Origin of the sequence: Mucilaginibacter sp. McL0603 (genome assembly GCF_049992945.1) — a bacterium.
GTDB lineage: Bacteria > Bacteroidota > Bacteroidia > Sphingobacteriales > Sphingobacteriaceae > Mucilaginibacter.
Window position 1 is genome coordinate 5,239,327 of the sequence record NZ_CP188251.1, and the last position, 22,437, is coordinate 5,261,763.

Annotated in this window: 21 protein-coding genes; 11 read left to right on the forward strand and 10 right to left on the reverse strand. The window is 39.2% G+C overall.

Translation table 11 applies throughout. The features are described from left to right. Positions 1-3: 3 nt before the first annotated feature. The gene (locus ACPPVU_RS23935; RefSeq protein WP_426669260.1) at positions 4-810 is read left to right on the forward strand and encodes an ABC transporter permease; all 807 of its coding nucleotides are present in this window, start codon (positions 4-6) and stop codon (positions 808-810) included. Positions 811-837: 27 nt separating this feature from the next. Here ACPPVU_RS23935 and ACPPVU_RS23940 read toward each other — a convergent pair whose 3' ends face one another. From ACPPVU_RS23940 to ACPPVU_RS23950, 3 genes are read right to left on the reverse strand one after another with little or no spacing between them, the layout of a single operon-like run. Then, positions 838-1,347 carry a hypothetical protein gene (locus ACPPVU_RS23940; RefSeq protein WP_426669261.1) on the reverse strand — a complete coding sequence of 170 codons (510 nt, stop codon included), beginning with the start codon at positions 1,345-1,347 and terminating at the stop codon, positions 838-840. Between the two features lie 16 nt (positions 1,348-1,363). Next, positions 1,364-2,716 (reverse strand): M28 family metallopeptidase, encoded by a 1,353-nt coding sequence (locus ACPPVU_RS23945; protein ID WP_426669262.1) that lies wholly within the window; start codon positions 2,714-2,716, stop codon positions 1,364-1,366. Positions 2,717-2,734: 18 nt separating this feature from the next. Next, a complete protein-coding gene (locus tag ACPPVU_RS23950; RefSeq protein ID WP_426669263.1) occupies positions 2,735-5,899 on the reverse strand; it encodes an ATP-dependent DNA helicase in 3,165 nt (1,054 codons plus the stop codon). A 97-nt stretch (positions 5,900-5,996) separates the two neighbouring features. Here ACPPVU_RS23950 and ACPPVU_RS23955 point away from each other — a divergent pair, with 97 nt between their 5' ends. Further along, on the forward strand, positions 5,997-6,203 hold the full coding sequence (locus ACPPVU_RS23955; protein ID WP_426669264.1) for a 2-oxoisovalerate dehydrogenase: 207 nt from the start codon (positions 5,997-5,999) through the stop codon (positions 6,201-6,203). A 164-nt stretch (positions 6,204-6,367) separates the two neighbouring features. Further along, on the forward strand, positions 6,368-6,535 hold the full coding sequence (locus tag ACPPVU_RS23960) for a type II toxin-antitoxin system HicA family toxin (protein ID WP_426672225.1): 168 nt from the start codon (positions 6,368-6,370) through the stop codon (positions 6,533-6,535). A gap of 37 nt (positions 6,536-6,572) precedes the next feature. Here the strand turns inward: ACPPVU_RS23960 and ACPPVU_RS23965 are convergent, their stop codons facing one another. Beyond that, positions 6,573-7,241, reverse strand: coding sequence for an NAD-dependent epimerase/dehydratase family protein (locus ACPPVU_RS23965; RefSeq protein WP_426669265.1), 669 nt, complete (start codon positions 7,239-7,241; stop codon positions 6,573-6,575). Positions 7,242-7,258: 17 nt separating this feature from the next. After that, a complete protein-coding gene (locus ACPPVU_RS23970; protein ID WP_426669266.1) occupies positions 7,259-8,989 on the reverse strand; it encodes a glycoside hydrolase family 3 protein in 1,731 nt (576 codons plus the stop codon). A gap of 216 nt (positions 8,990-9,205) precedes the next feature. On the opposite strand from ACPPVU_RS23970, the gene ACPPVU_RS23975 reads away from it, so the two are divergent. Beyond that, on the forward strand, positions 9,206-9,877 hold the full coding sequence (locus ACPPVU_RS23975; protein WP_426669267.1) for a porin family protein: 672 nt from the start codon (positions 9,206-9,208) through the stop codon (positions 9,875-9,877). A gap of 157 nt (positions 9,878-10,034) precedes the next feature. Here ACPPVU_RS23975 and ACPPVU_RS23980 read toward each other — a convergent pair whose 3' ends face one another. From ACPPVU_RS23980 to ACPPVU_RS23990, 3 genes are all read right to left on the reverse strand, one after another. Further along, the gene (locus ACPPVU_RS23980) at positions 10,035-10,157 is read right to left on the reverse strand and encodes a glycosyltransferase (protein WP_426672226.1); all 123 of its coding nucleotides are present in this window, start codon (positions 10,155-10,157) and stop codon (positions 10,035-10,037) included. Positions 10,158-10,237: 80 nt separating this feature from the next. Continuing rightward, the gene (locus ACPPVU_RS23985) at positions 10,238-12,067 is read right to left on the reverse strand and encodes an ABC transporter ATP-binding protein (protein ID WP_426669268.1); all 1,830 of its coding nucleotides are present in this window, start codon (positions 12,065-12,067) and stop codon (positions 10,238-10,240) included. 30 nt (positions 12,068-12,097) lie between these two features. Continuing rightward, positions 12,098-12,652 carry a glycosyltransferase family 2 protein gene (locus ACPPVU_RS23990; protein ID WP_426669269.1) on the reverse strand — a complete coding sequence of 185 codons (555 nt, stop codon included), beginning with the start codon at positions 12,650-12,652 and terminating at the stop codon, positions 12,098-12,100. Between the two features lie 141 nt (positions 12,653-12,793). Here ACPPVU_RS23990 and meaB point away from each other — a divergent pair, with 141 nt between their 5' ends. After that, positions 12,794-13,681: a methylmalonyl Co-A mutase-associated GTPase MeaB gene (meaB, locus tag ACPPVU_RS23995; protein WP_426669270.1), complete on the forward strand. Its 888-nt coding sequence runs from the start codon at positions 12,794-12,796 to the stop codon at positions 13,679-13,681. 95 nt (positions 13,682-13,776) lie between these two features. Here the strand turns inward: meaB and ACPPVU_RS24000 are convergent, their stop codons facing one another. Beyond that, positions 13,777-15,066, reverse strand: coding sequence for an aminopeptidase P family protein (locus tag ACPPVU_RS24000; protein WP_426669271.1), 1,290 nt, complete (start codon positions 15,064-15,066; stop codon positions 13,777-13,779). 152 nt (positions 15,067-15,218) lie between these two features. On the opposite strand from ACPPVU_RS24000, the gene ACPPVU_RS24005 reads away from it, so the two are divergent. The 6 genes from ACPPVU_RS24005 (at position 15,219) to ACPPVU_RS24030 (ending at position 22,220) form a co-directional block, all read left to right on the forward strand. Next, complete coding sequence (locus ACPPVU_RS24005; RefSeq protein WP_426669272.1) at positions 15,219-16,646, forward strand: OmpA family protein; 1,428 nt, start codon at positions 15,219-15,221, stop codon at positions 16,644-16,646. Between the two features lie 20 nt (positions 16,647-16,666). Further along, positions 16,667-16,867 carry a DUF6728 family protein gene (locus tag ACPPVU_RS24010; RefSeq protein WP_426672227.1) on the forward strand — a complete coding sequence of 67 codons (201 nt, stop codon included), beginning with the start codon at positions 16,667-16,669 and terminating at the stop codon, positions 16,865-16,867. Between the two features lie 26 nt (positions 16,868-16,893). Then, complete coding sequence (locus ACPPVU_RS24015) at positions 16,894-17,274, forward strand: RidA family protein (protein WP_426669273.1); 381 nt, start codon at positions 16,894-16,896, stop codon at positions 17,272-17,274. 10 nt (positions 17,275-17,284) lie between these two features. Further along, on the forward strand, positions 17,285-19,393 hold the full coding sequence (gene recG / locus ACPPVU_RS24020; RefSeq protein WP_426669274.1) for an ATP-dependent DNA helicase RecG: 2,109 nt from the start codon (positions 17,285-17,287) through the stop codon (positions 19,391-19,393). A 51-nt stretch (positions 19,394-19,444) separates the two neighbouring features. Further along, positions 19,445-20,827, forward strand: a complete 1,383-nt coding sequence (locus tag ACPPVU_RS24025; protein WP_426669275.1) for a M20/M25/M40 family metallo-hydrolase — start codon at positions 19,445-19,447, stop codon at positions 20,825-20,827. A gap of 106 nt (positions 20,828-20,933) precedes the next feature. After that, positions 20,934-22,220, forward strand: a complete 1,287-nt coding sequence (locus tag ACPPVU_RS24030; protein WP_426669276.1) for an MFS transporter — start codon at positions 20,934-20,936, stop codon at positions 22,218-22,220. On the opposite strand, the gene ACPPVU_RS24035 is transcribed toward ACPPVU_RS24030, so the two are convergent. Continuing rightward, positions 22,217-22,426: a PLDc N-terminal domain-containing protein gene (locus tag ACPPVU_RS24035; protein WP_426669277.1), complete on the reverse strand. Its 210-nt coding sequence runs from the start codon at positions 22,424-22,426 to the stop codon at positions 22,217-22,219. The genes ACPPVU_RS24030 and ACPPVU_RS24035 overlap by 4 nt on opposite strands. Positions 22,427-22,437 lie beyond the last annotated feature (11 nt).

Here is a 22,437-nt window from a genome sequence, read left to right on the forward strand (position 1 = left end):
TAAATGAAAGGATTTCTACTATCGTTCCGGTCTGAGTTTTACAAAACGCGCAAAACAATGGGCTTTTGGAGCGCTGTTTTGTTACCCTTGCTCATTTGCCTTTTACTTTTTGTAGGATTTTTTAATAAAAGCGAGCGTTTGGCAAATATGCCTGGTATGATGGTTTGGCTGCAATTTGCCGGGGCGATCTTACGTGTAATGGGATCATTGCTGCTGCCTATGCTCATCATATTTATTGCTTACTCTGTTAATAGTATCGAACATAAAGCCGATACCTGGAAATCACTTTTTAGCTTACCAATACCAAAATCGTCGATCTATTCTGCCAAGTATTTCTATGCATTCTTTTTGGTGTTCTTATGTCTTGCCTTGTTCATGCTTTTCACACTGGGCTTTGGCAATTTTCTGAGTATGCTAAAACCTGAGCTAAAGTTTAATGAATACCATATTGAGAAATTACTGACACAGATTTATTTTAAACTATTATTAGCATCCCTTGGGATTTTATCCATCCAGTTTTTGTTGAGCTTGCTTTTTCACGACTTTTTAAAGCCTATGGGCATAGGTTTCATTGCAACAATTGCCGGAGTAATATTTGTAAATGTAGACTGGAAATATGCATACCTGTACCCTTATTCGCATCCCATGCTTACGATAAAAGGCCTGGTAAAAAATAGGATGAACACCGGAGGAGACATGCCGCAACTCACCGTCGACATATTCACTAAGGATATTTTTGTGAGCCTTGGCGTAGCTGTGGTGGTATTTATATTGGGGTATTTTATTGTCTTGAAAAAGAGTGTGAAGTAGCAGACTTACAGCATTATTGAACCGCAGTTACCTTATACGCCTTTGCCCCGATTTAGATATTTTATAACTAACAAATTCTATCAAACTAACCTTAGGGTCTTTAAGTTTTGTTAAAAGCTGTTTGAAATTATAAGTTAAATGTTCGAATGATGCCTTGAAGCTGTAAGGTGCGAAAATATATATTGGCCTCTCTTCTATTTTAATCGATTCAATGTTGGATTTGAATATCCAGAGTGAAGATAAATAAAGGTCCGTTTTTTCTCCAATTAAGTTTTTTGTATTCGAATGCACCTTTCCCATCGCCCTAAATTCACGTCTTTCTGAATAAATTAAAAACCAATCAGTTATATCTTCGTCAATGATATCCTTAAATCTGTCAGAAGAAATTATTTTCCAATAATATTTTTCGTCTTCTACTAAGAATTCTGAAGCATCATCGCTTTCAGCCCCTTCTATCCAATTATTTAATCTTTCAATCGGCTCACTTTCTCCTTTTGAGTTTAAGTATATCGCCCTATCTATTAAGTCTATTGACATTTTAGAAAGATTAAATTTACCTCACCGGCTTAGGATACACTGGCAAACTCTCATGCCCATCTGCATCAACCGATTGCACTGCAAAAAAATAGTTATCTTTTGAGTAAGCTATGTCAGCATGGGTATCGGTTACATAAAACTTTTTCTCCCAGTATGGACTTGTTGTTTCGCGCATCAGCACATAATAACCTGTGGGCTTCTTACCATTGGCGGGAGCATCCCATTTTAACTGGGTGCGGTTAGTTAAACCACTGGTAAGCACACCAACATTTTGAGGTTCAGCCGGAGCGGATGCGAGATTAGCCAAAACTGAAAGGTTCATCCGGGCAACTTTTTGTACGTAATTAAAATCGACATAATCCGGCAGATCTCCATAATTCACTCCATTTTCGGTGCGAATATTTTGATGTTGACGGGTGAAATCCTCGTTCATTTCCGTAAAGCGCACTGCGGTATATCCTTGTTGAAGAAAAGATATATGATCGCCTCCGCGCAGGTACCTGTCACGTCGATAGATCAGTTTTACGTCCAGTTGGTCAACATATCGCTCGGCAGTTTCTTTTATATAACGGGCAAGTTCTCGTGATGGACTATCATTTTCTCCACCTAATGAAATTAAGCCTGCTATTTGCTTTTCATTGCCTGCTGCGATAGTTGGAACACCTTCACTAAATACACGTACACTGCGGTTATCTTTCAAATCAGTTTCCATCCCATGCGTATTGCCTACGATGTCATTGTTCAGCATGGCATCAACATTCCAGTTTTCAGCCTTAGCGCGTTTTGCAACATGGGTAGATCCGTATAGCCCCTGCTCCTCGCCTACTACAGCCATAAAAATTATAGTTGCCGGGAACGAGCGTTTAGCCATAACCCTTGCCAGCTCCATGGACACGGCTGTACCTGAGGCATCATCGTTTGCACCCGGTTCATCTCCGTTGGGGTCCATTACATCACTCATTCGCGAGTCGTAATGCCCGGATACAATATAAACCCTGTTATCTTTAGGATCAGTGCCTTTTAAAATGGCCAATACATTCTTCAGTTTTACAGGTGTATTAACACGTTCACTTTTAGGCTGAGTGAAGGTATCAAACTGAACAGTCATCCTGCCATGCGAATCTGACGCATACCTTTCATATTCGGCCTTTATCCAGTTACGTGCAGCTCCAACGCCAGTGGTTTTACTGGTGGTATCGCCCAAAGTATGGCGCGATTTAAAACTCACCAGCTTGCGTATGGTTGCTTCAATGTTTTTAGATGAAACCTCATCTACCATTTGTTTAATTGCAGCATCCTGCTTTATGGTAGTTTGGGCTGATACCTGTAATATTAAAAATACGAATGTCGCTGATAAAAAATATTTCATAATTTATTTCTTGATCTGTTATTCTACTTCTTCTTCCTGCATCACATCACCCACCTGTTTAAAATTGCTTTTTACAAAATGGCACCAGTCGCATTCTTTTTTGCCGCATCCGGTGTTAAAATCATGGGCCAATATTTTCTGATATACGCTTTTTATCTGCCCGGTTACCTCAGTAATATCTTCAGGTGTTATCACAATTTTTTCTTTGTGATATTCACCTTCACTAACCGGCTCAACAAACTCAAATAAAGTGCTTATCACCTCCCAATCGATGGAACGGTCATTATCTATCAGTATCTTATAAAATACAGCTTGACGCCAGTAATCGCCACCATTAGGTTCGTCATTTGTGGGCCTCCGGAATTTATCTTTTGCATACTTTAACTTACCTGTTTTGTAATCAACTACAGTAACCTGTTTACCGTGGAACTCGATCTTATCCAGGTTACCCTTTATCGGTACGCCTTCTACTTCAACATTCTTGATGCTTCTTTCTGTCACCGCGATCTTGTTCCATACACCAACATTTTGATTATAATAAGCCGGAAGTATTTTTTCACCGTAATCTACCCGCAGTTTAAACTCCTCCTTGGTAAATGAATCACGGTTACGGTACATGTACCAGCGGAATTCCTTCATAAAGTCCTCAGCCGATGGAAACTCGTTGTCATTATCCTTCAGCATTTTAAAGATCCTGTTCAAGGCCCAGTGCACCGCCTGTCCAAAAGTAGCCGAAGGACTCTTACCCGAAGGCACCCTGATCAAACATTGAAAATAAAACCGCAACGGGCAATCCAGGTAGTTACTTAAATGAGTTACCGAGAGCGTATAATTTTGCAATAACAGGTTGATATAATTTTTATCCAGCAGCTCAATTTTGGGATGATCTGTTTCGCTGAATTGCGTAGCTATAAATTCGGTCATTACATCTTCATTGACATGCGGATGTTGCAAACGCAGATCGGTATCGGCCAAAATCTCCCCTACAAATTGTGATGCTTCCTGTTCCTTGCCATTATTGTCCTTGTTGGCAAAGGAGATAGATAAACACTGTTTTGCACGGGTAATAGCTACATAAAATAAACGCCGTGATTCTTCCTTTTGGGCGATCTCATCATCCGGGGCCTGGGTTAGAGTATCCGGATAGCTAAAACCATAATTACGCCCCTTGCCATCCCATATTTTTTTGCTTGCACCTATCAAGAAAACATGTTCATATTCTAGCCCCTTTGATCCATGTGCTGTCAGGAAGTTAATGCCATTATCAGAATAGATAACCTGGTTTAAAGGCAATCTTATTTTATATTCTTTCATCACCTTGATGATCTCTATCAGGTCTGGCAATTTAATTTCCGGTTTCTTGCGGCTTTCATTTTTCAAAAAATCGAAGAAGTTGGTGAGCACCTGCATATACCAGCCTTTATTAGGTTGCTGCATAATATATTTCAGGATGCCCATCTTAGCGATTACCTGCTGAAAAAGCTGCTGAAGTGTATTACTTGCCGAATACGATAACAGGTAATCAACATCACCGATCAAAAACTTCATTCCCTGCCCTGCAGGCTGACCGAACAAACCCTGTTGTGCCGGGATCTTTATTTCACTGATATAGCGACGTAGCGAAGTTTTGGGTTCATTGTTTCTGCTGGTTGCAAAGTTCTCTTTGGCAACAGCTACACTTGCTTTAGCGATCTCGATAGGAGGAATATCAAAAAAATCATAGTGCAATATTTCGAACAATACTTCATCCCCGCTATAGGGCGAATCCATTTCCATAGCGAGATAACGCAATATATTGATGATCTTTTCGCCAAAAGGCAAAGTAAAAATATCCAGTTTACGCTTGGTATTTACAGCGATATGCTGAGTATCCAGATACTGTATCAATTCCTCAACCTGGCTGTGGTTACGATAGATTACCGCAATCTCACCGGGTTCAGTACCTTTTGCCAGTAGCTTTTTGATCTGCATGGCAACATCAACCAATTCCTGCGACGGATTTTCGTATTCATTGATAATCGGCGAAACAATCAGGTCATTAAATCGCGGATGTGCTGCCTGCAGATTTTTATCTAATGCTAATTGCGTTGTTAACCTTTCCTGGTTATTGCTGATCAGTGCCTTGGAAATATCCAGTATATGTTGATTTGAACGATAGTTATGCTTTAAAACAACAGTTTTTAATGTGTTCACATAATCATTGGCAAAATCCAGGATGTTCTTCATGTTCGCTCCCTGGAATTTGAAGATCGATTGATCATCATCGCCCACTACAAACACGTTGGGTGTATCCCAATAATTCAATATGAATTTCAGCAACTCGTTTTGCGATCCGCTGGTATCCTGAAACTCATCCACCAAAATATATTGATAGCGTTCCTGGTACCTGCGTAACAGTTCTTCATTTTCTTTAAAAGCCTTCAGTACCCAGGTGATCATGTCATCATAATCATAGCGACTGCGATCCGTCATCTTTTTACTAAAATTCTGAAACTCACTAACTGCCGAAAGCAGCTTTTTCATTTGTTCATGAACTTTATCGATATCCTTTTGCTTAAGATCACCAACCTTTACACCGGTTTTTGCATTCGCTCTCTTATAAATGTATTTCTCCCTGTTGGGAAGATCATCCAAATATTCCTGCACTGCTTTTTGGATAGCTGTTTCATCCCAGTTTTCCTTTTTCATATCCGAAAAAAGACTTTTCAGATTGGGTGCTTCCAGGTATACCTCCCCGGTAAACCGTTTCAATAAATGATCATTCGGAAACTCATCTACCAGCTCACGAAAAAGTATAGCCGATTCCAGGTCGGATAAAGCCTCCAGGCTCAGTTTGCCAAAATACTCCAGGTTCTCTTGTATGATCTCATTGCAAAAAGCATGGAACGTATAAATGTTCACCCGGTAAGCATCCGGACCAATAAACTCAAACAAACGCTTGCGCATAGCCACTGCACCAGCGTCGGTATAAGTAAGGCACAAGATCTCATGCGCGCTGGCATCGGTTTCCAGTAATATCTTACCAATACGCGCTGCAAGTATCTGTGTTTTACCCGTTCCCGGACCAGCAATTACCAAAACCGGCCCATCCATCTGCTCCACGGCGGATAGCTGTTCGGGATTCAGTTTATTGAGCGCTTCCTGGAATTTTTCGTTATATTTATGGGAAGATGAATTTTGCATGTTTAACAAAACTACAAACAAATTCTCAGAGGATACACCCTGAATAATTACAAACAAGATTTCTGTTAAAAAGAAAAATTAAACGTAAATTTGATATATGAATGAAGTGTTTTTCTTGGTAGAAGAGGCGTTGGAGGGCGGCTATACCGCTAAAGCAATAGGTGAGTCTATCTTTACTGAAGCTGAAACTATAGATGAATTAAAAACAAATATCCGCGAGTCTGTACATTGTCATTTTGATGATGATAAGTTGCCTAAAATCATACGTCTGCATTTGGTTAAAGAAGAAATCATCTCTGTATAAATTACTACTAATCAACGCCGTTCCTCTTTGTCGTTTTCCTATTGAAGATAAAATATCACATTTAAAAGAAACAGGATGATGATTTTTATACTTACAAATATGAAGACACCAAGGAACCTATCAGGGAAGGAATTAATAAAAATATTAGGTAAATATGGATATGAATTACCAGACAAAAAGGGAGCCATATAAGATTAACCAAAACATCAGAAAAAAGCACTCACAATATTACTGTGCCCAATCATGATCCTATAAAATTGGGAACATTATCTTCTATAATATCTGATGTAGCCGATAATTTAGGCATCGATAAAGAAGATTTCTTTAAATAAGATTTAATAATCCATTGCTCCATTTGGAAAAATTAATCTAATTCTTCGCCGCCTCTACAATATCCTTCACCTCCAAAATCTGCTTCTCATAACCATATAAAGTTACATTGATCATGGCCTGCCCTACCTCTGCTAAAGTGCAAACTAAGGATGGGAACAATCTGCGAAAGAAAGGATACATCCAGGCAATATATTTATAATAAGGAAGGAGATTTTTAGCTCCTTTACTCGCGAGCATAAACCCTGGTCTGAAATTGAATTCTTGTTTAAATGGCAATTTCGCCAGGTCATTCTCGGTCTTACCTTTTACACGTGCCCACATTTGTTTACCCATTTCTGTACTATCTGTGCTGGCTCCTGATACATAGCAAAAAGTCATTCCAGAATTAAGCCTGCTTAAGGTTTGAGCAACATTCATGGTTAAAGTGTAGGTCAGCTTATAATACTCCGGTTCTTTCATGCCGACAGACGAAACACCCAGGCAAAAATAACAGGCATTATATCCTTTGAGCTGATCCTCGATAGCCGAAATATCAAAAAAATCCTGGTGGATAATTTCTTTCAATTTGGGATGCACAACACCGCTTGGCTTCCTGTTAATTATCAAAACAGCTTCAACATCCGGATGCTGCAAACATTCATGTAATACACCCTCGCCTACCATGCCGGTAGCACCGGTAACAATTGCTCTTATTTTCGTGCTCATGTCGTTTTAATTTAAAATCATTTCGTAATCACACCCGTTCCGTACTGAAAATACATATTTATATTTACAGGCAGTTTCCCTTTAGGATTAATAATCCGGGTGATAACTTTTACCGCCGATCGTTGCATTTCATCACTCATTTGATAACCAGCTATCAAGGCCTTGCTTTTTTCTATACCGGGTAAACCTGCGATCGTATACGGATTAGCAAAAACGCAAAGCACCGAATTTGGATGCGCCGCAATTTCTGATATAAATATCTTTACCCCATTGCTATAATCCAGTTTACTTGCCGGGCGTATACGTGTATCGTTGATACTGACAAATACCTGGTCATACTGGTTTAATTTATCCAAAAGAACAAGCAGATCATCTGCCGGGGTACCTTTACCAATAATAAAGGTATCACTGTTCAAATACCATAAAGATAATTCCTTTTGAAAAAGAGTTGGCTCCGTTACACCAATGCTCACAATAGCTGTTTTTGCTATGGGGCTTAATTGTACTGCCGATGCGTCGCCTTTAACCAGTGTAACTGCAGCATCAGTTAGCTGCTGCACCAATGATTTAGCATTTTCACGGTTCAAATCCCGAACCAGATTTTCGGGAGACGCTTCATGATAATGATTTAAACCAGCCCAATATTTGGCTGCCAATACTTTCTTAACCTTTGCTTCAAACTCAGGTTTGGTTATTTTTCCCTGCCTAACGGCTTTACGTATGGTTGTTATTGCCAGTTCAGAATTTTCTGATAATTCGATAATATCATTACCGGCTAAAAATGCACGCAGATCCGCTTCTCCATCAGGGAAATATTTTACTACTGCTTTCATTTCCATCGCGTCAGATACAACCAGCCCTTTAAAGCCAAGCGAATCTTTTAAGTTGTCGGTAATAATCGGTCGCGACAATGTAGAAGGCAGGTTTTTTGTTGAATCCAACGCCGGAATATCCATGTGAGCGATCATCACCCCGCTTATACCGGCTTTAATAGCTTGTCTGAATGGATATTCTTCCAAACTATCAAGGCGCTGTCTGCTAAATGGCAATAAAGGCAGATCAAAGTGCGAATCGGTATTGGTATCCCCATGCCCCGGGAAATGCTTGGCTGTGGTAAGCAAGCCCGCATCCTGCATACCTTTCATATAAGCTATCCCTTTTGCAGCAACATTATATTTATTATCGCCAAATGAGCGATAGTTGATCACAGGGTTATCCGGATTATTATTCACATCCATGTCCGGCGCAAAATTGATCTGCATGCCCAGGCGCTTAAAATCATAAGCCACAAACTGACCCATTTTATAGATCAGTGAATTATCCTGTATAGCGCCAAGCGTCATTTGATAAGGATAGGAGATAGTTGAATCCAGTCGCATACCAACACCCCATTCGCCATCCATCGCGACAAGCAATGGTACTTTAGAAAGCTTCTGATATTTATTGATCAGGTTTAACTGCCTCACCGGCCCACCCTGGAAAAATACCAGTCCACCAACTTGTTGTTCTTTTATAACATTGCCCACCGAGTCTTCATAAGCCTGCCCGCGATTAGTATGCGCTCTTACAAAAAACAATTGCGCTATCCGTTGTTTACGGTTCATCTTTTTGTAAACCGAATCTGCCCAATGATTTTGTTGCTTTAATGAATTTATATATCCTGGCCTTTGTTGCGCGAAGACATTGGTGCTGCCAATGATCAAAAGGAATATGATGATGCGCTTTAAATGTTTCTCAAATCCGGTCATAGGCTTCAAATTTAATTAATTACGGGTGGGTTACACGGTTTGCATAGTGTAAAAATGTGCACACACTGTTATTTCAGTTTATCACAATTCCAATATTTGCAATTGTTTCAATTCAAATTAATCCCCAATTAAAAAAATTTCAACCAACAACTAAACCTATTTGTTAAGTTTTACTCTAAAAAAGGAAAAACAACAAACTATAAAAAACTTATTCAAATGAAACACATTCTTATTTTAGCTATATGCCTGCTGGTTGCAGGGTCAGTAAGCGCTCAAACTTATTATTATGGCCCACGCCACGTTCGCCGTGGCCCTGTGCAGCGCCAAATGGATGATTTTTACCGTCCCCGTTTTGGTATCGAAGGGAGTGTAAGCATTGCAAATACTATTTCATCTTACAATGGATATTATGGAACAAGCAGTATTATTGGATTTACTGCAGGTATCACAGCCGAAATTCCTCTGGTATACCCTTTATCTTTTGAACCTGAAGTATTATTCTCACAAAAAGGCTACCAGGCAGCAACAACGGACGGTCAGCTTACCCAGCGGAATAACTATATCGATATTCCATTGCTGGCTAAATTCCGCATAGTACGCGGTTTCAATTTTTTGATAGGCCCGCAGATAAATATTCCTATTTCAAGTAGTACTACTTTTGATAATGGCTTTAACAGTTCTTCAGAAACTAATTATAATTACTATGATAATAGCAATAAAAGCTACATAGCCGGTGTATTCGGAGTTAGTATTGATCTGAATCAGTATGTAGATATACATGCCCGTTATGTGATCGATCTATCTTCAAATACCTATGATATAAATTCACCTATCCCTGATTATCGCAACCAGGTTTGGCAATTTGGCATCGGTGTTAAGTTCCAGTAAATTATATTGACCAAATAAAAACTCTCACATTTAAATAAATGTGAGGGTTTTTATTTTATAGGATAGCCGTTACACTTTACCAAATACGGTTTTTCTATCACTTATAAATTTCTCTTTTTCCTGGTAAAGCGCGACTTCTCAAAATTTTTGGTGTACCCTAAATTTTCGCTGTTGATGTGCAGTTTAATTCATTCGCATATTGTTTCAGTATATCAACGGTACCATACTTCGAACAATCATCTACAATAATGATCTCACAGTTTGGATGTGTCTGATCGATATAAGTGAATCCAGTTGCTCCTTAATATAGGCTTCACCATTATAGGTACATAACGTGATGGAGACTAACTCAGCTGCCATTTATTGGAAAGTTTGCATGTCTATCAGGCGCCTGTATAAACCATTTTTAGCGATCAATTCCTGGTGTTTTCCCTGTTCAACAATTTCACCGTTCTCTAGTACAATAATGATATCGGCATTCTGGATAGTACTTAAACGGTGGGCAATAATAAGCGAGGTACGGTTTTTCATGAGGTTGTTTAATGCTTCCTGTACTAATTTTTCCGATTCGGTATCCAGTGCTGAAGTTGCTTCATCCAGCAACATGATCGGTGGGTTGTTTAAAATAGCCCTGGCAATGCAAATACGTTGTCTTTGGCCACCTGAAAGTTTTGTTCCCCTATCGCCGATATTGGTTTGGTAACCTTTTTCGGTCTCTATAATAAAGTTATGGGCATTAGCAATTCGTGCAGCTTCTTCTACCTGCTCAATAGTAACGTTTGTTTTACCGAAGGCGATATTGTTGAATATCGAGTCATTAAACAATATGGTCTCCTGGTTAACAATACCCATCAAAGATCGCAGCGAATTCATAGTTACACTCTGAATATTCTTATCATCTACCATTATTTCACCAGATTGCGGTTCAATAAATCGGGGGATCATATCCATCAATGTCGACTTGCCACCACCTGATGGGCCAACCAGCGCCACTGTTTTACCCTTTGGTACTGTTAAACTAAGGTTCTTTAAAACCACCCGTTCCTGATACGCAAATGATACATTATTAAAATGTAGACCCTCGTTAAATTCTTTAACTTCTACTGCATTAGGCGCGTCCACTATTAATGGCTTTTCGTCGATAAGTGCCAGCACCCGTTCACCTGCCGCTATTCCTGAATGTATATTACTGAATGAATCGGATATGTTTTTCGCAGGACGCATTAATTGTGAAAAGATGGCGATATAGGCTATAAACTGACCGGGATTAAGGTCAGAACGATTATTTAATATAAGGTACCCGCCATACAAAACAATGCATGAGATCATGGTTACAGCCAGTGTTTCAGAAACTGGTGAAGCCGATTGCTGGCGTTTAGCCATGGAACGCAATATTTTTGAATACCTTTTATTCTCGTTGTTAAAACGATTTTTAATAAAATCCGTGGCATTAAATGCCTTTATGATCTTAACCCCTTGCAGTGATTCATCAAGATAACTGATCATGTTACCATAGCTTTGTTGTGCAGAAATAGCCTGGGCTTTCAGGCGCTTTACGATGCGTGAAATTACAAATGCCGATATAGGTACAACAAGTAATGAAAACAATGTAAGCTTTACTGAATATACAAAAAGCAACACCATGAACACGATCAATTGCATGGGTTCTTTAAAGATCACCTGTAAGGTTGCTGTAACTGAAAATTGCACAACCTGTACATCAGAAGCAATTTTGGAAATTATGTCACCCTTACGTTCATTATTAAAATAACCCAGATGCAAGTCCATTACGTTATTAAAGACGGTACTGCGTAGATTCAAAAGGGTATGTACACGCAGGTTTTCCATAATCCGTGCAGACAGATAACGGAACAGGTTGCCTAAAAATATAGTGACAATAATAGTAGCACATACAAATTGCAATGCCCCCCATGCACCATGAGTTTTTATAAAATATTGCATGTAATATTTAAACCAACCGGTCAGGTCTAAAAAAGAAGCTGGCTGTTTTATGTGAGTAATTACTGGTCCGGGACCACCTGTATTTGCAAAAAGCGTGTTCAAAAGCGGCGTCAGCAAGGCAAATACCGTTGAACTGAATACCACATACAGAAGGGTACAAATAATATAGGGTATAGCAAATTTTTCAATCGGCTTGGCAAAAGAAAGTAGTCTGAAGTAGGTTTTCATTATCCGTCAAAAATACTGGTTATTATTCATTTAGTGCACGCTACTTTGGGGAAGATAGTCCTGCGAATACTGTTTTACTTTTCGTACATATTTTAATACAAAATTCCGCCAGGCCCGTATGCTCAGTTCCATATCCTCACTGTAGAATGGTGAGAATATCTCATCAAATCCACCTATCTCCTTCAGTTTAGCAGCATCGATCAATGCATTAGCACCCGACAAATACATGGTGTATAGCCTATCATCCGCATTATCGCTGCAATAGAAATACCCGGTTTTTAGTTTTAACCCATTAAATTTCGGCATACGCGCGGCATCCTGTATTCCATCACCCTCCATATCAATGATACGTCCCATCACACCAAATGTATCAGGCAACGAAAAATATTTCCATTGATGCTCAAAATAACCAGGTGTAAGCTTAACATCAGAATTTAAAAGAATTGAACAGTTGTCCACAATAATTATTTCATAAATAGCTCCGGCATTTTCAATAACTTCTTTGGCAAATGGGAGATATTCTTTGATCAAATTTCTACCATTATAATTAGGAATAACTATTGAAATGCTTTTCTTTAAATCCATCGGGAAACTAAGTGCCTATTTTTTGAATGCCAAATATAAATATATCCTATACTCTTAACAGTTTATTATCAGCAATACGCCTGCCGATAAGGTGTTTTATTTAAATACATTATATTTTTGCTACCTTAACGAAATCTATAAATGTCAGGTTCGAAAGGCAATATTAAGTTTAGTTGTAATGATTTCAGATCAGTTGCCCGCGCTTTAACTATTGTTGAGAATGATCTTGAAGGGGCAGATCTTCTTTTAAAAAACCTTGATTTTACCAAAAATGTACCTATTATAGGTATAACCGGCCCACCGGGTGCTGGTAAAAGTACTTTAGTAAATAGCCTGATCAGTACCCTTGTAAACAAAGGCAACAAAATAGCCGTGCTGGCAATTGACCCAACATCTCCTTTTAATCTCGGCTCATTGCTTGGCGACAGGATCAGGATGGCAACACATTTTAATCACCCTGATGTATTTATCCGTTCACTGGCTACACGTGGCTCACTAGGCGGCCTATCAGCCAAAACTATTGAGATGTCAGACGTATTGCGGGCGGCGGGATTTGATTATGTATTGATTGAAACAGTCGGAGTAGGTCAATCGGAGATTGAAATAGCCGGTCTTGCTGATATTACATTCGTAGTATTGGTGCCAGAAGGAGGTGATGAAATACAAAGTATTAAATCGGGATTGATGGAAATTGCCGATGCCTTCATTGTAAACAAAGCCGACAGGGATGGTGCAGACGTGTTTGCCAATAATTTAAAAAAGATGGTTCAACAAAAAGGCGGACAAATACCTGTCTTTAAAACAATAGCTTCTGAAAACGGTGGAATTACTGAAATAACAGACTTTATTTTATCTGCAATCGGGAAAACAAATAAAAGAAAAGAGTACTTGCTGGCTGAAAAAGCTTATAAAATTATACAGCAAAAACGTATGGTCGATATTAATAAAGTAAAGTTACAGCAGGCCATTACTCAGGCTATGGCCGACCCGCTGTTTAACTTATACAGTTTTGTTGAAAATTACTTTTGATTTCGAACTTCGGAAGGTCAATTTCGAATTTAAATTCTCGTGGATTTCAATTCTGCGAAAACAAATTCGAAATCGAAAATTCGAAATCCGAAATATTAGTTATTCATTATCTCCTCAATATGTTCTGCTTCAAGAGGAATATCAGCCATCAGATCAATATTACCACCTTTAGTTATCAGTATATCATTCTCCAGCCTTATACCAAACCCTTCTTTTGGAATATAAATTCCGGGTTCGCAGGTTAAAATATTTCCTGTCTCAAATGGCTTGTATCTGTTGGCAAAATCATGCACATCTAAACCCAGATGATGTGACGTACCGTGCATAAAGTATTTTTTGTATGCGGGCATTTTTGGATCTTGCTTTTCAACGTCGTGCTTATCAAGTAATTTTAAACCGATCAGTTCACTGGTCATCATTTTACCCACCTCTTCGTGATAATCTGTTAATAAGGCTCCGGCTTGTATCAGTTGTGTTGCTCCCTTCATTACACGCAATACTGCATCATATACTTCGCGCTGACGTTTAGTAAAACGTCCATTCACCGGAATGGAACGAGTCATATCCGCATTGTAATTGGCATATTCGGCACCAAAATCAAAAAGTGCTATGTCGCCATCTTTGCAAACTTGGTTATTGTCTACATAATGCAACACATTTGCATTTGTACCTGAAGCAATAATTGGACTATAAGCATGACCTGTGGCACGTTGACGCAAAAATTCATGGGTTATTTCTGCTTCAATTTCATACTCGGTCACACCGGGCTTCACAAATTTTAGTACACGCACAAAAGCATCCCTTGTAATTGCACAGGCTTTTTGTGTTAATTCAACTTCGATTCCAGATTTTATCGTTCTCAGGTCACGTAAAATAACAGCCGAACGTTCATAATGATGCAGCGGATATTTGCTGCGCAATTGTTCAAACATTCTCAGATCACGATACGGAACTGAATGACTGTAGCGGTCATTTTCATTTGTATTAATATAAATATTATCTGCGTAATTTATAATAGTGTGCAAAATAATATCAAATTCATCCAACCACTGTACATTTTCAATACCCGAAGTTTTTCTGGCCTCCTCTTTTGTATACTTATGACCCTCCCAAACAGCTATGTATTCATTGGTTTGTCTTAAAAAAAGTACTTCTTTGTATAGGGGATTAGGACAATCGGGATATAAGATGAGTATGCTTTGCTCCTGGTCGATTCCTGTAAGATAAAAAAAATCAGCATTTTGCTTAAAGGAAAATGCTTGATCGCCATTTTTAGGGAATTCGTCATTTGAGTGAAAAACAACTACAGAATTGGTTTTTGTTCTTAAAACGAAACTTTTTCTATTATTTATAAACAATTCATTATTTATAGGGAGGTATTTCATTAATATCAGCTTTATTAATTTTTTGAAAACAATTTTTTTATTTTATTTGTATTAACTTAAGTATAAAAATTGGAACAATGTTTGGTAATGAATTCAAACATAATTACTAATTTTGAAAAAAAATCACAATTAAATTGTTTAATCTTAAAACTATGAACTATTCTACATTAAAAAAAACAGTCGCTTTATCATTTGCGTCTTTGATGGCTGTAGGGATGGCTAATGCTCAAACTGATACCAGTAAAGCAGCAAAGCCTACAGACACAGCAAAAATGTCATCTGCGGCAACTACTGCCAAGGTATTTGGTGGTAGAAAACAGTACAACACATTTAGTGTCGGTCTAAATGTAGGTTTAACCGCTCCTTCTGTAGCAACAGGCGGAGTTAACAACTTTAACCATAATCAACCTGAATTAGGATATGGTTTAAGTTTAAGGGATCAATTATCTCATGCTTTTGGTTTGCAGGTAGATGTACGCGGTGGTAATGTTAAAGGCAGCGATGAAGCTAAATTCCAAAATCCGGGTTACACTGTAGATTCTCAAAACGGTGACCATGTTGGAAGCTTTAAAACTTCATTCTGGCAAGCTACTTTAAGTGGTGTTGTCAATGTTGGATCTTTAAGCTTTTTACACCGTACCAATGGTGTTAATTTCTTCTTGCATGGTGGTGCAGGTTTAGCTTGGTACCAGCCTAAAACTTATTCTGACAACAATCAAACGAATCTTCTTATTGATTACAAAGGACAAACAGGTAAAAACCATGACGGCAGTTCCGTTAAAGAATTAGTTATCCCTGTTGGCGCTGGTGTAAAATTCAGATTAGCTGATGCATGGGCTCTGAATCTTGGTTACACTGAGAACTTCATCGATGGATTTAATTTCACAGGTGTACATGCCAACTACCCTGCTTCAAACAAATACTCTTATGGCTATGCTGGTTTAGAATACACTTTCGGTCCAAAAACAAAACCGAATCTGGATTGGGTAAACCCAGTTGCTATGATGTATGACGAACTGTATGATGCAGCTCTTCGTCAGGAAGTTGAAGCTTTAAAAGGCCGTGTAGGAAATGTTGAAAATGCAGTTAATGACCTGAAGAAAGATTCTGACGGTGACGGTGTTGCTGATCAATTCGACAAATGTCCAAATACTCCTGCTGGTACTGTTGTTGATGGCTCTGGTTGCCCAATTGTGTTCCCTAAAATCGATACTTCATTATTCGTTAGGAAACCAGTTGCCGGTGCAGCTACTGCTTACTCTAACATCCAGTTTGAATTTGATAGTTCAGTATTAAGAACTTCATCTTACCCAGTATTGGATGCTACTTCAGCTGATCTACGTTCAAATGCAGGCAAATCTATCGAATTAGATGGTTTCGCTTCATCTGAAGGTACTGCTGCTCACAACATGCGTTTATCTAAAGACCGCGCTAACTCAGTAAAAACTTACTTAGTTAACTCAGGTGTTGATTCAAAACGCGTAAAAGTTAAAGGCTTTGGTGAAACTCATCCAATTGCTGATAACTCAACTGAAGAAGGACGTGTAACAAACCGTCGCGTTGAGTTCAAACAAAAATAATTGATCATTAAATAATAATGATGCAGAAGGCTCTCCGGTTTCGGAGAGCCTTCTTTTTTTTATTAATTTTGTTCATGTATTTTTTCAGGAAGAAAGACCCGAACAGACCGACCAGCTTTAATCTAAAAGTGATGCACGTAATTAATGCCATTGCAATAATTATGTTCCTTGGAGGCATTATCTGGAAATTGATTGATTGGTTTATATTGAAAAAGCACTAAACTATCCCTAACAACATACCACACTAATGAAACAAGTAATCAATACAAACAATGCCCCCGCACCTATTGGACCATACAGCCAGGCTATAGCTGCTGGAAGCTTCGTATTCGTCTCTGGTCAAATACCTTCAAATCCATCTACAGGAGAAATAGTTTCTGGTGATATAAAAGCAGAAACCAAACAAGTAATGGAAAACATTAAAGCTGTATTATCAGAAGCAGGTGTTGGTTTCAGTAATATCGTTAAAACCACGATTTTTTTAACGGATATGCAAACCTTTGCCCAGGTTAACGAAGTGTACGGCACTTATTTTACTGACCAGTTTCCCGCACGTGAGACTGTGCAAGTGTCCGCTTTACCAAAAAGTGTAAATGTTGAGATCTCAGTTATTGCTATAAAATCCTGATCAACATCCATTGAACAAACAGATATTTCAAACTCCTATCGAATATTTAAGAGGTGTTGGCGTTACACGCGCTGATGTACTTAAAAAAGAACTTGAAATATTTACGTTTGAAGATCTGTTAAGGCATTTCCCCTACAAGCACATTGATAGAACTAAACTTTATAAGATCAGGGATATACAGCCTGACTTGCCTTATGTACAAGTTCTTGCCCGTTTAAAGCACAAAGAAATATTAGGCGAAAAACATACAAAACGCCTGGTAGCACAAGTACAGGATGATACTGGAACAATGGAACTGGTATGGTTCCAGGGCATCAGATGGGTTGAAAAGTACCTGGTTACTGATAAGGTATACATTCTATTTGGCAAACCCGGTTCATTCAATGGCAAACCGCAAATGGCCCATCCCGAAATGGAACTGTACTCGCCAGCTGCACTCAAGCAAAAAGGTAATCTGACATTGCAACCGGCTTATAGTTCTACCGAAAAGCTGAAGCAGTTCAGTCTTGACAGTAAAGGTCTCCAAAAACTTACTGCAGCACTTTTAGAGCAGCATAATAAAGAGATTCACGAAAACTTACCGATATATATCCTTCAACAGTTTAAACTGATGGGCCGTGCGGATGCCTATCGTAATATGCATTTCCCTGATGATGCTGTGATGCTGAACGAAGCTATTCATCGTTTAAAATTTGAGGAATTGTTTTTTATTCAGCTCAAACTACTCAAAAACAAGTTGCTGCGCATACAAAAATTCAAAGGCCATGTATTTGAAAGCGTAGGACATTACTTCAATGATTTTTATCACAATAAGCTTCCTTTTGAGCTAACTAATTCCCAAAAAAAAGTATTAAAAGAAATTCGTCAGGATACCCAGCGTGGGGTACAAATGAACCGTTTGCTGCAGGGCGATGTGGGCAGTGGCAAAACCGTAGTTGCTTTAATGAGCATGCTGATAGCTATTGATAATGGCTTTCAGACTTGCATTATGGCACCTACGGAGATACTAGCCAACCAGCATTATCAAACTATTAAAAGTTTGGTAGGCGATGGTTTTATTGAAGTGGCATTGCTAACCGGCTCAACAAAAAAGAAGGACAGGAATGTATTACATGAGAAGCTGGAAAATGGTCAACTAAAAATATTGATAGGCACTCATGCATTGATCGAAGATAAAGTACAATTTCAAAATCTGGGTTTTGTAGTGATTGATGAACAACACCGTTTTGGAGTTGAGCAGCGTGCAAAACTATGGCGAAAAAATACAATACCACCGCATATCCTGGTGATGACTGCAACACCTATCCCCCGCACTTTGGCAATGACGCTCTACGGCGATCTGGATATTTCTGTAATTAACGAATTACCGGCAGGACGTAAACCCATTCAAACACTTCATTTTTATGAAAATCAACGCCTACGAATGTTTGGTTTCATGAAACAGGAGATTGCCAAAGGTCGACAGATATATGTGGTATATCCACTGATACAGGAAAGCGAGAAGCTTGACCTTAAAAACCTACAGGATGGTACCGAGATAATGGCGCGCGAATTCCCATTGCCTGATTATCGCATCAGTATTGTACACGGCAAAATGGCGGCAAAGGATAAGGATTTTGAAATGCAGCGTTTTGTAAAGCACGAAACACAAATAATGGTAGCTACAACTGTTATTGAAGTGGGGGTTAATATACCCAATGCATCCGTAATGATCATTGAAAATGCAGAACGCTTTGGCCTTTCCCAATTACACCAGTTACGAGGGCGTGTGGGGCGCGGAGCCGAACAATCCTACTGCATACTAATGAGTAGTCATAAATTAAGTTATGATGGCAAAATCAGGCTGGATACGATGGTTAAAACCAATAATGGCTTCGAGATATCCGAGATCGATCTGCAACTGCGAGGCCCGGGCAATATTGAAGGCACACAGCAAAGCGGTGTGCTCGACCTGAAAGTCGCTGATCTTGCCACGGATCAGCAATTATTATTACAAGCCCGTAAATGCGTGGAAGAAATCTTTGCCAAAGACCCAGAGCTTGCGCATCCCGAAAATCAAATTTTACAATTGGCTTTCCAGGCAAAAAATGCTGGTTTAAGCTGGGATAAAATTTCCTGATGATTATTATTCCTCCAAAATATTACATTTGTTAAAAAGCTATCTTTTTCAATGAAACTAAAGATTACTCTCCTTTTCGCTCTTATCTTTTCAACCGTTTTACTCAAGGCACAAGATTCATTAATGCTTCGCAAAATATATGATGAAGAACTGGTAAACGGACAATGTTATAGCAACCTTCATTATTTATGCAAGAACATTGGACCGCGTTTAAGTGGATCAGCCAACGCACAGAAGGCGGTTGAATGGGGTAAAAAGCTGATGGAAAGTTATGGTTTTGACCATGTTTATCTACAGGAAGTAATGGTTCCGCATTGGGTAAGGGGTGCAAAGGAAGTAGGGATGATCATTGATGGGAAAAATAAAATATCAGTGCCTATAGCCGCTTTGGGGATGTCAGTCGCTACACCAAAAGAAGGTATTACAGCTAACATAATAGAAGTGCGTAGTTTAAAAGAACTGGATACTTTAGGCGAAAGTGTGATCAAAGGTAAGATCGTATTCTTCAATCGCCCATTTGACCCACGTTTTATCGAAACGCTTCGTTCTTATGGCACAGCCGGCGATCAACGCAATGCAGGCCCGGCCGCAGCAGCCAAATATGGTGCTGTTGGAGTGATCGTACGGTCATTAACTGAAAGCCTTGATAATTATCCGCACACCGGCGCAACCAGGTATGCTCAGGATGGCATAAAAATCCCGGCAGCGGCTATATCTACCAAAGCAGCTGATCAGCTTAGCATTATGTTGAGAAGAAGAAAGCTACCGCTTATAAAATTCTATTTTAAACAGAATTGCAAAATGCTTCCTGACACATTATCCTACAATGTGGTAGGCGAATTAAGAGGCTCTGAAAATCCGAATAAATTCATCACCGTTGGTGGTCACCTGGACTCCTGGGATCTGGCCGAAGGTGCTCATGATGACGGAACGGGTGTAATGGGATCAGTTGAGGCGGTACGTATTCTTAAAGCTTTAGGATATCGTCCTAAAAACACTATACGCGCTGTATTCTTTATGAATGAAGAAAATGGCGACAAAGGCGGTATAAAATATGCTGAGCTGGCTGCTCAAAACAAAGAAGAACATATTGCTGCTATTGAGTCGGACCTGGGAGGATTTACCCCACGTGGTTTTGGTTTTACCGGGCTTTCGGTTGGTCAATTTAAGAACGTTACAGCATGGAAACAACTTTTTGAACCGTACGGTTCCAGTCGTCTGGTTATAGGCGGTGGAGGTAGCGATATAGGCCCGCTTAAGGAAAAAACACCAGGTATTATTCTAATAGGATTTGACCCTGATTCTCAACGTTATTTTGATGTGCACCACTCTGCGAATGATGTATTTGAAAATGTAAATAAACGAGAGTTGGAATTAGGTACTGCCTCCATAGCCTCACTTATTTATCTGATAGATCAGCATGGATTTAACTGATAATCGTTTCATTCACTCGTATTTTTTTAGCGACAACAATATTGTTCATGCAGATATGCGTACAAATTGTAAATTGCGGCCATATTAATTAATACTAAACCCAATAGTGTCAGACGAAGATCATAGTCAGCCCAAAAACGATTCTTTCGCAGCATTGCGATACAAGGATTTCCGCTCCTATATCGGGATGCGGTTTTTCTTCACATTTGCATATCAAATGCAAGCAGTTGTTGTCGGTTTCTACATTTATCAACTAACAAAAAGTGCTTTCGCATTAGGTTTAGTCGGCCTTGCCGAAGCTATACCTGCCATTGGCATCGCCCTGTATGGTGGTTATATTGCTGATAAATCTGAAAAACGGAAGATGCTGCTTACCATATCTTCTCTTGTGTTTTTCGCCTCAATGGTTATGTTTATTGTGACGATGAAAAGTACTGAGCCATATCTCCATAAAGGATGGATAGTACCAATTATTTATTCCATGATATTTTTGAATGGTTTAGCAAGGGCATTTTATGGGCCTGCTACCTTTACCATCTATGCGCATAGTATCCCCAAAGAAGTTTATCCTAACGGCAGTACCTGGAGTAGTTCAAGCTGGCAGATCGCGTCCATATTAGGTCCTGCAGCAGGCGGACTGATCTATGGTTTTTATGGGATTACCGCAGCATTTAGTGTCATTATTGTATTCCTGGTGCTCTCCATTGTTTTGATATACCTGTTGAGACCCTATCCCCCCGTATTTGTCCCAAAAGAAAATATTTGGGATAGCCTTTCAGAAGGGATCAGTTTTGTATTTAAAAACAAGATGATGATCGGTGCGATGAGCCTTGATCTCTTTTCGGTATTTTTTGGTGGTGCTGTAGCATTACTGCCGGTTTTTGCTAACGAAATATTGAAGGTGGGCCCCCAGGGATTGGGTATTATGCGTGCAATGTCTTCACTTGGGGCAGTTTTAACTATGCTGGCCATGGCCAGATTTTCGCCTATGGGAAGGCCATGGCGTAACTTACTTATTGCAGTTACCGGTTTTGGTTGCTCTATTATCTGCTTTGCCTTATCCCGTAATTTTTATCTTTCCCTGATTTTTTTATTCACTGAAGGTGCCTTTGACAGTATCAGTGTAGTTATCCGCAGTACTATAATGCAGCTTTTAACTCCTGATCATATGCGCGGACGGGTTTCAGCAGTAAACTCCATGTTTATTGGTTCATCCAATGAGATCGGGGCTTTTGAATCCGGAACAGCCGCTAAATTATTGGGAATTGTTCCATCGGTTATTTTTGGTGGTACAATGACAATGCTTATCGTGAGCATAACCTATCTTAAAACAAAAAAATTGATCCCGCTTACTTTGCATGAGATCAATACGGCAGATGTAAACGCCGCTTAAAGCGTAGTTACGCTTCGCCAGAACAAATAGGTGAGCGAGCCTAAAAGGGGCACTACAATAATGATCACCACCCACAACATCTTGGCTCCGCCATTGATACTACCATTCCTTAATACATTAATGAGCGAGTAAATGCTTAGCATCGCCCATAATACCAGGAAGATTAAACCAAAGGTGCCGCCAATTGCAGATGTGATCAAATACATGTTTGTAGTTT

Bases quoted from the DNA above. Each gene is read 5' to 3' on its own strand.
- ACPPVU_RS24025 (WP_426669275.1), top strand. From the start codon at position 19,445: ATGAAACTAAAGATTACTCTCCTTTTCGCTCTTATCTTTTCAACCGTT.
- ACPPVU_RS23965 (WP_426669265.1), bottom strand. From the start codon at position 7,241: ATGAGCACGAAAATAAGAGCAATTGTTACCGGTGCTACCGGCATGGTA.
- ACPPVU_RS24010 (WP_426672227.1), top strand. From the start codon at position 16,667: ATGCAGAAGGCTCTCCGGTTTCGGAGAGCCTTCTTTTTTTTATTAATT.
- ACPPVU_RS24000 (WP_426669271.1), bottom strand. From the start codon at position 15,066: ATGAAATACCTCCCTATAAATAATGAATTGTTTATAAATAATAGAAAA.
- ACPPVU_RS23940 (WP_426669261.1), bottom strand. From the start codon at position 1,347: ATGTCAATAGACTTAATAGATAGGGCGATATACTTAAACTCAAAAGGA.
- ACPPVU_RS23985 (WP_426669268.1), bottom strand. From the start codon at position 12,067: ATGAAAACCTACTTCAGACTACTTTCTTTTGCCAAGCCGATTGAAAAA.
- ACPPVU_RS23975 (WP_426669267.1), top strand. From the start codon at position 9,206: ATGAAACACATTCTTATTTTAGCTATATGCCTGCTGGTTGCAGGGTCA.
- ACPPVU_RS23970 (WP_426669266.1), bottom strand. From the start codon at position 8,989: ATGACCGGATTTGAGAAACATTTAAAGCGCATCATCATATTCCTTTTG.
- ACPPVU_RS24005 (WP_426669272.1), top strand. From the start codon at position 15,219: ATGAACTATTCTACATTAAAAAAAACAGTCGCTTTATCATTTGCGTCT.
- meaB (WP_426669270.1), top strand. From the start codon at position 12,794: ATGTCAGGTTCGAAAGGCAATATTAAGTTTAGTTGTAATGATTTCAGA.
- ACPPVU_RS24035 (WP_426669277.1), bottom strand. From the start codon at position 22,426: ATGTATTTGATCACATCTGCAATTGGCGGCACCTTTGGTTTAATCTTC.
- ACPPVU_RS23935 (WP_426669260.1), top strand. From the start codon at position 4: ATGAAAGGATTTCTACTATCGTTCCGGTCTGAGTTTTACAAAACGCGC.
- ACPPVU_RS23945 (WP_426669262.1), bottom strand. From the start codon at position 2,716: ATGAAATATTTTTTATCAGCGACATTCGTATTTTTAATATTACAGGTA.
- ACPPVU_RS23955 (WP_426669264.1), top strand. From the start codon at position 5,997: ATGAATGAAGTGTTTTTCTTGGTAGAAGAGGCGTTGGAGGGCGGCTAT.
- ACPPVU_RS23990 (WP_426669269.1), bottom strand. From the start codon at position 12,652: ATGGATTTAAAGAAAAGCATTTCAATAGTTATTCCTAATTATAATGGT.
- ACPPVU_RS24015 (WP_426669273.1), top strand. From the start codon at position 16,894: ATGAAACAAGTAATCAATACAAACAATGCCCCCGCACCTATTGGACCA.
- ACPPVU_RS23950 (WP_426669263.1), bottom strand. From the start codon at position 5,899: ATGCAAAATTCATCTTCCCATAAATATAACGAAAAATTCCAGGAAGCG.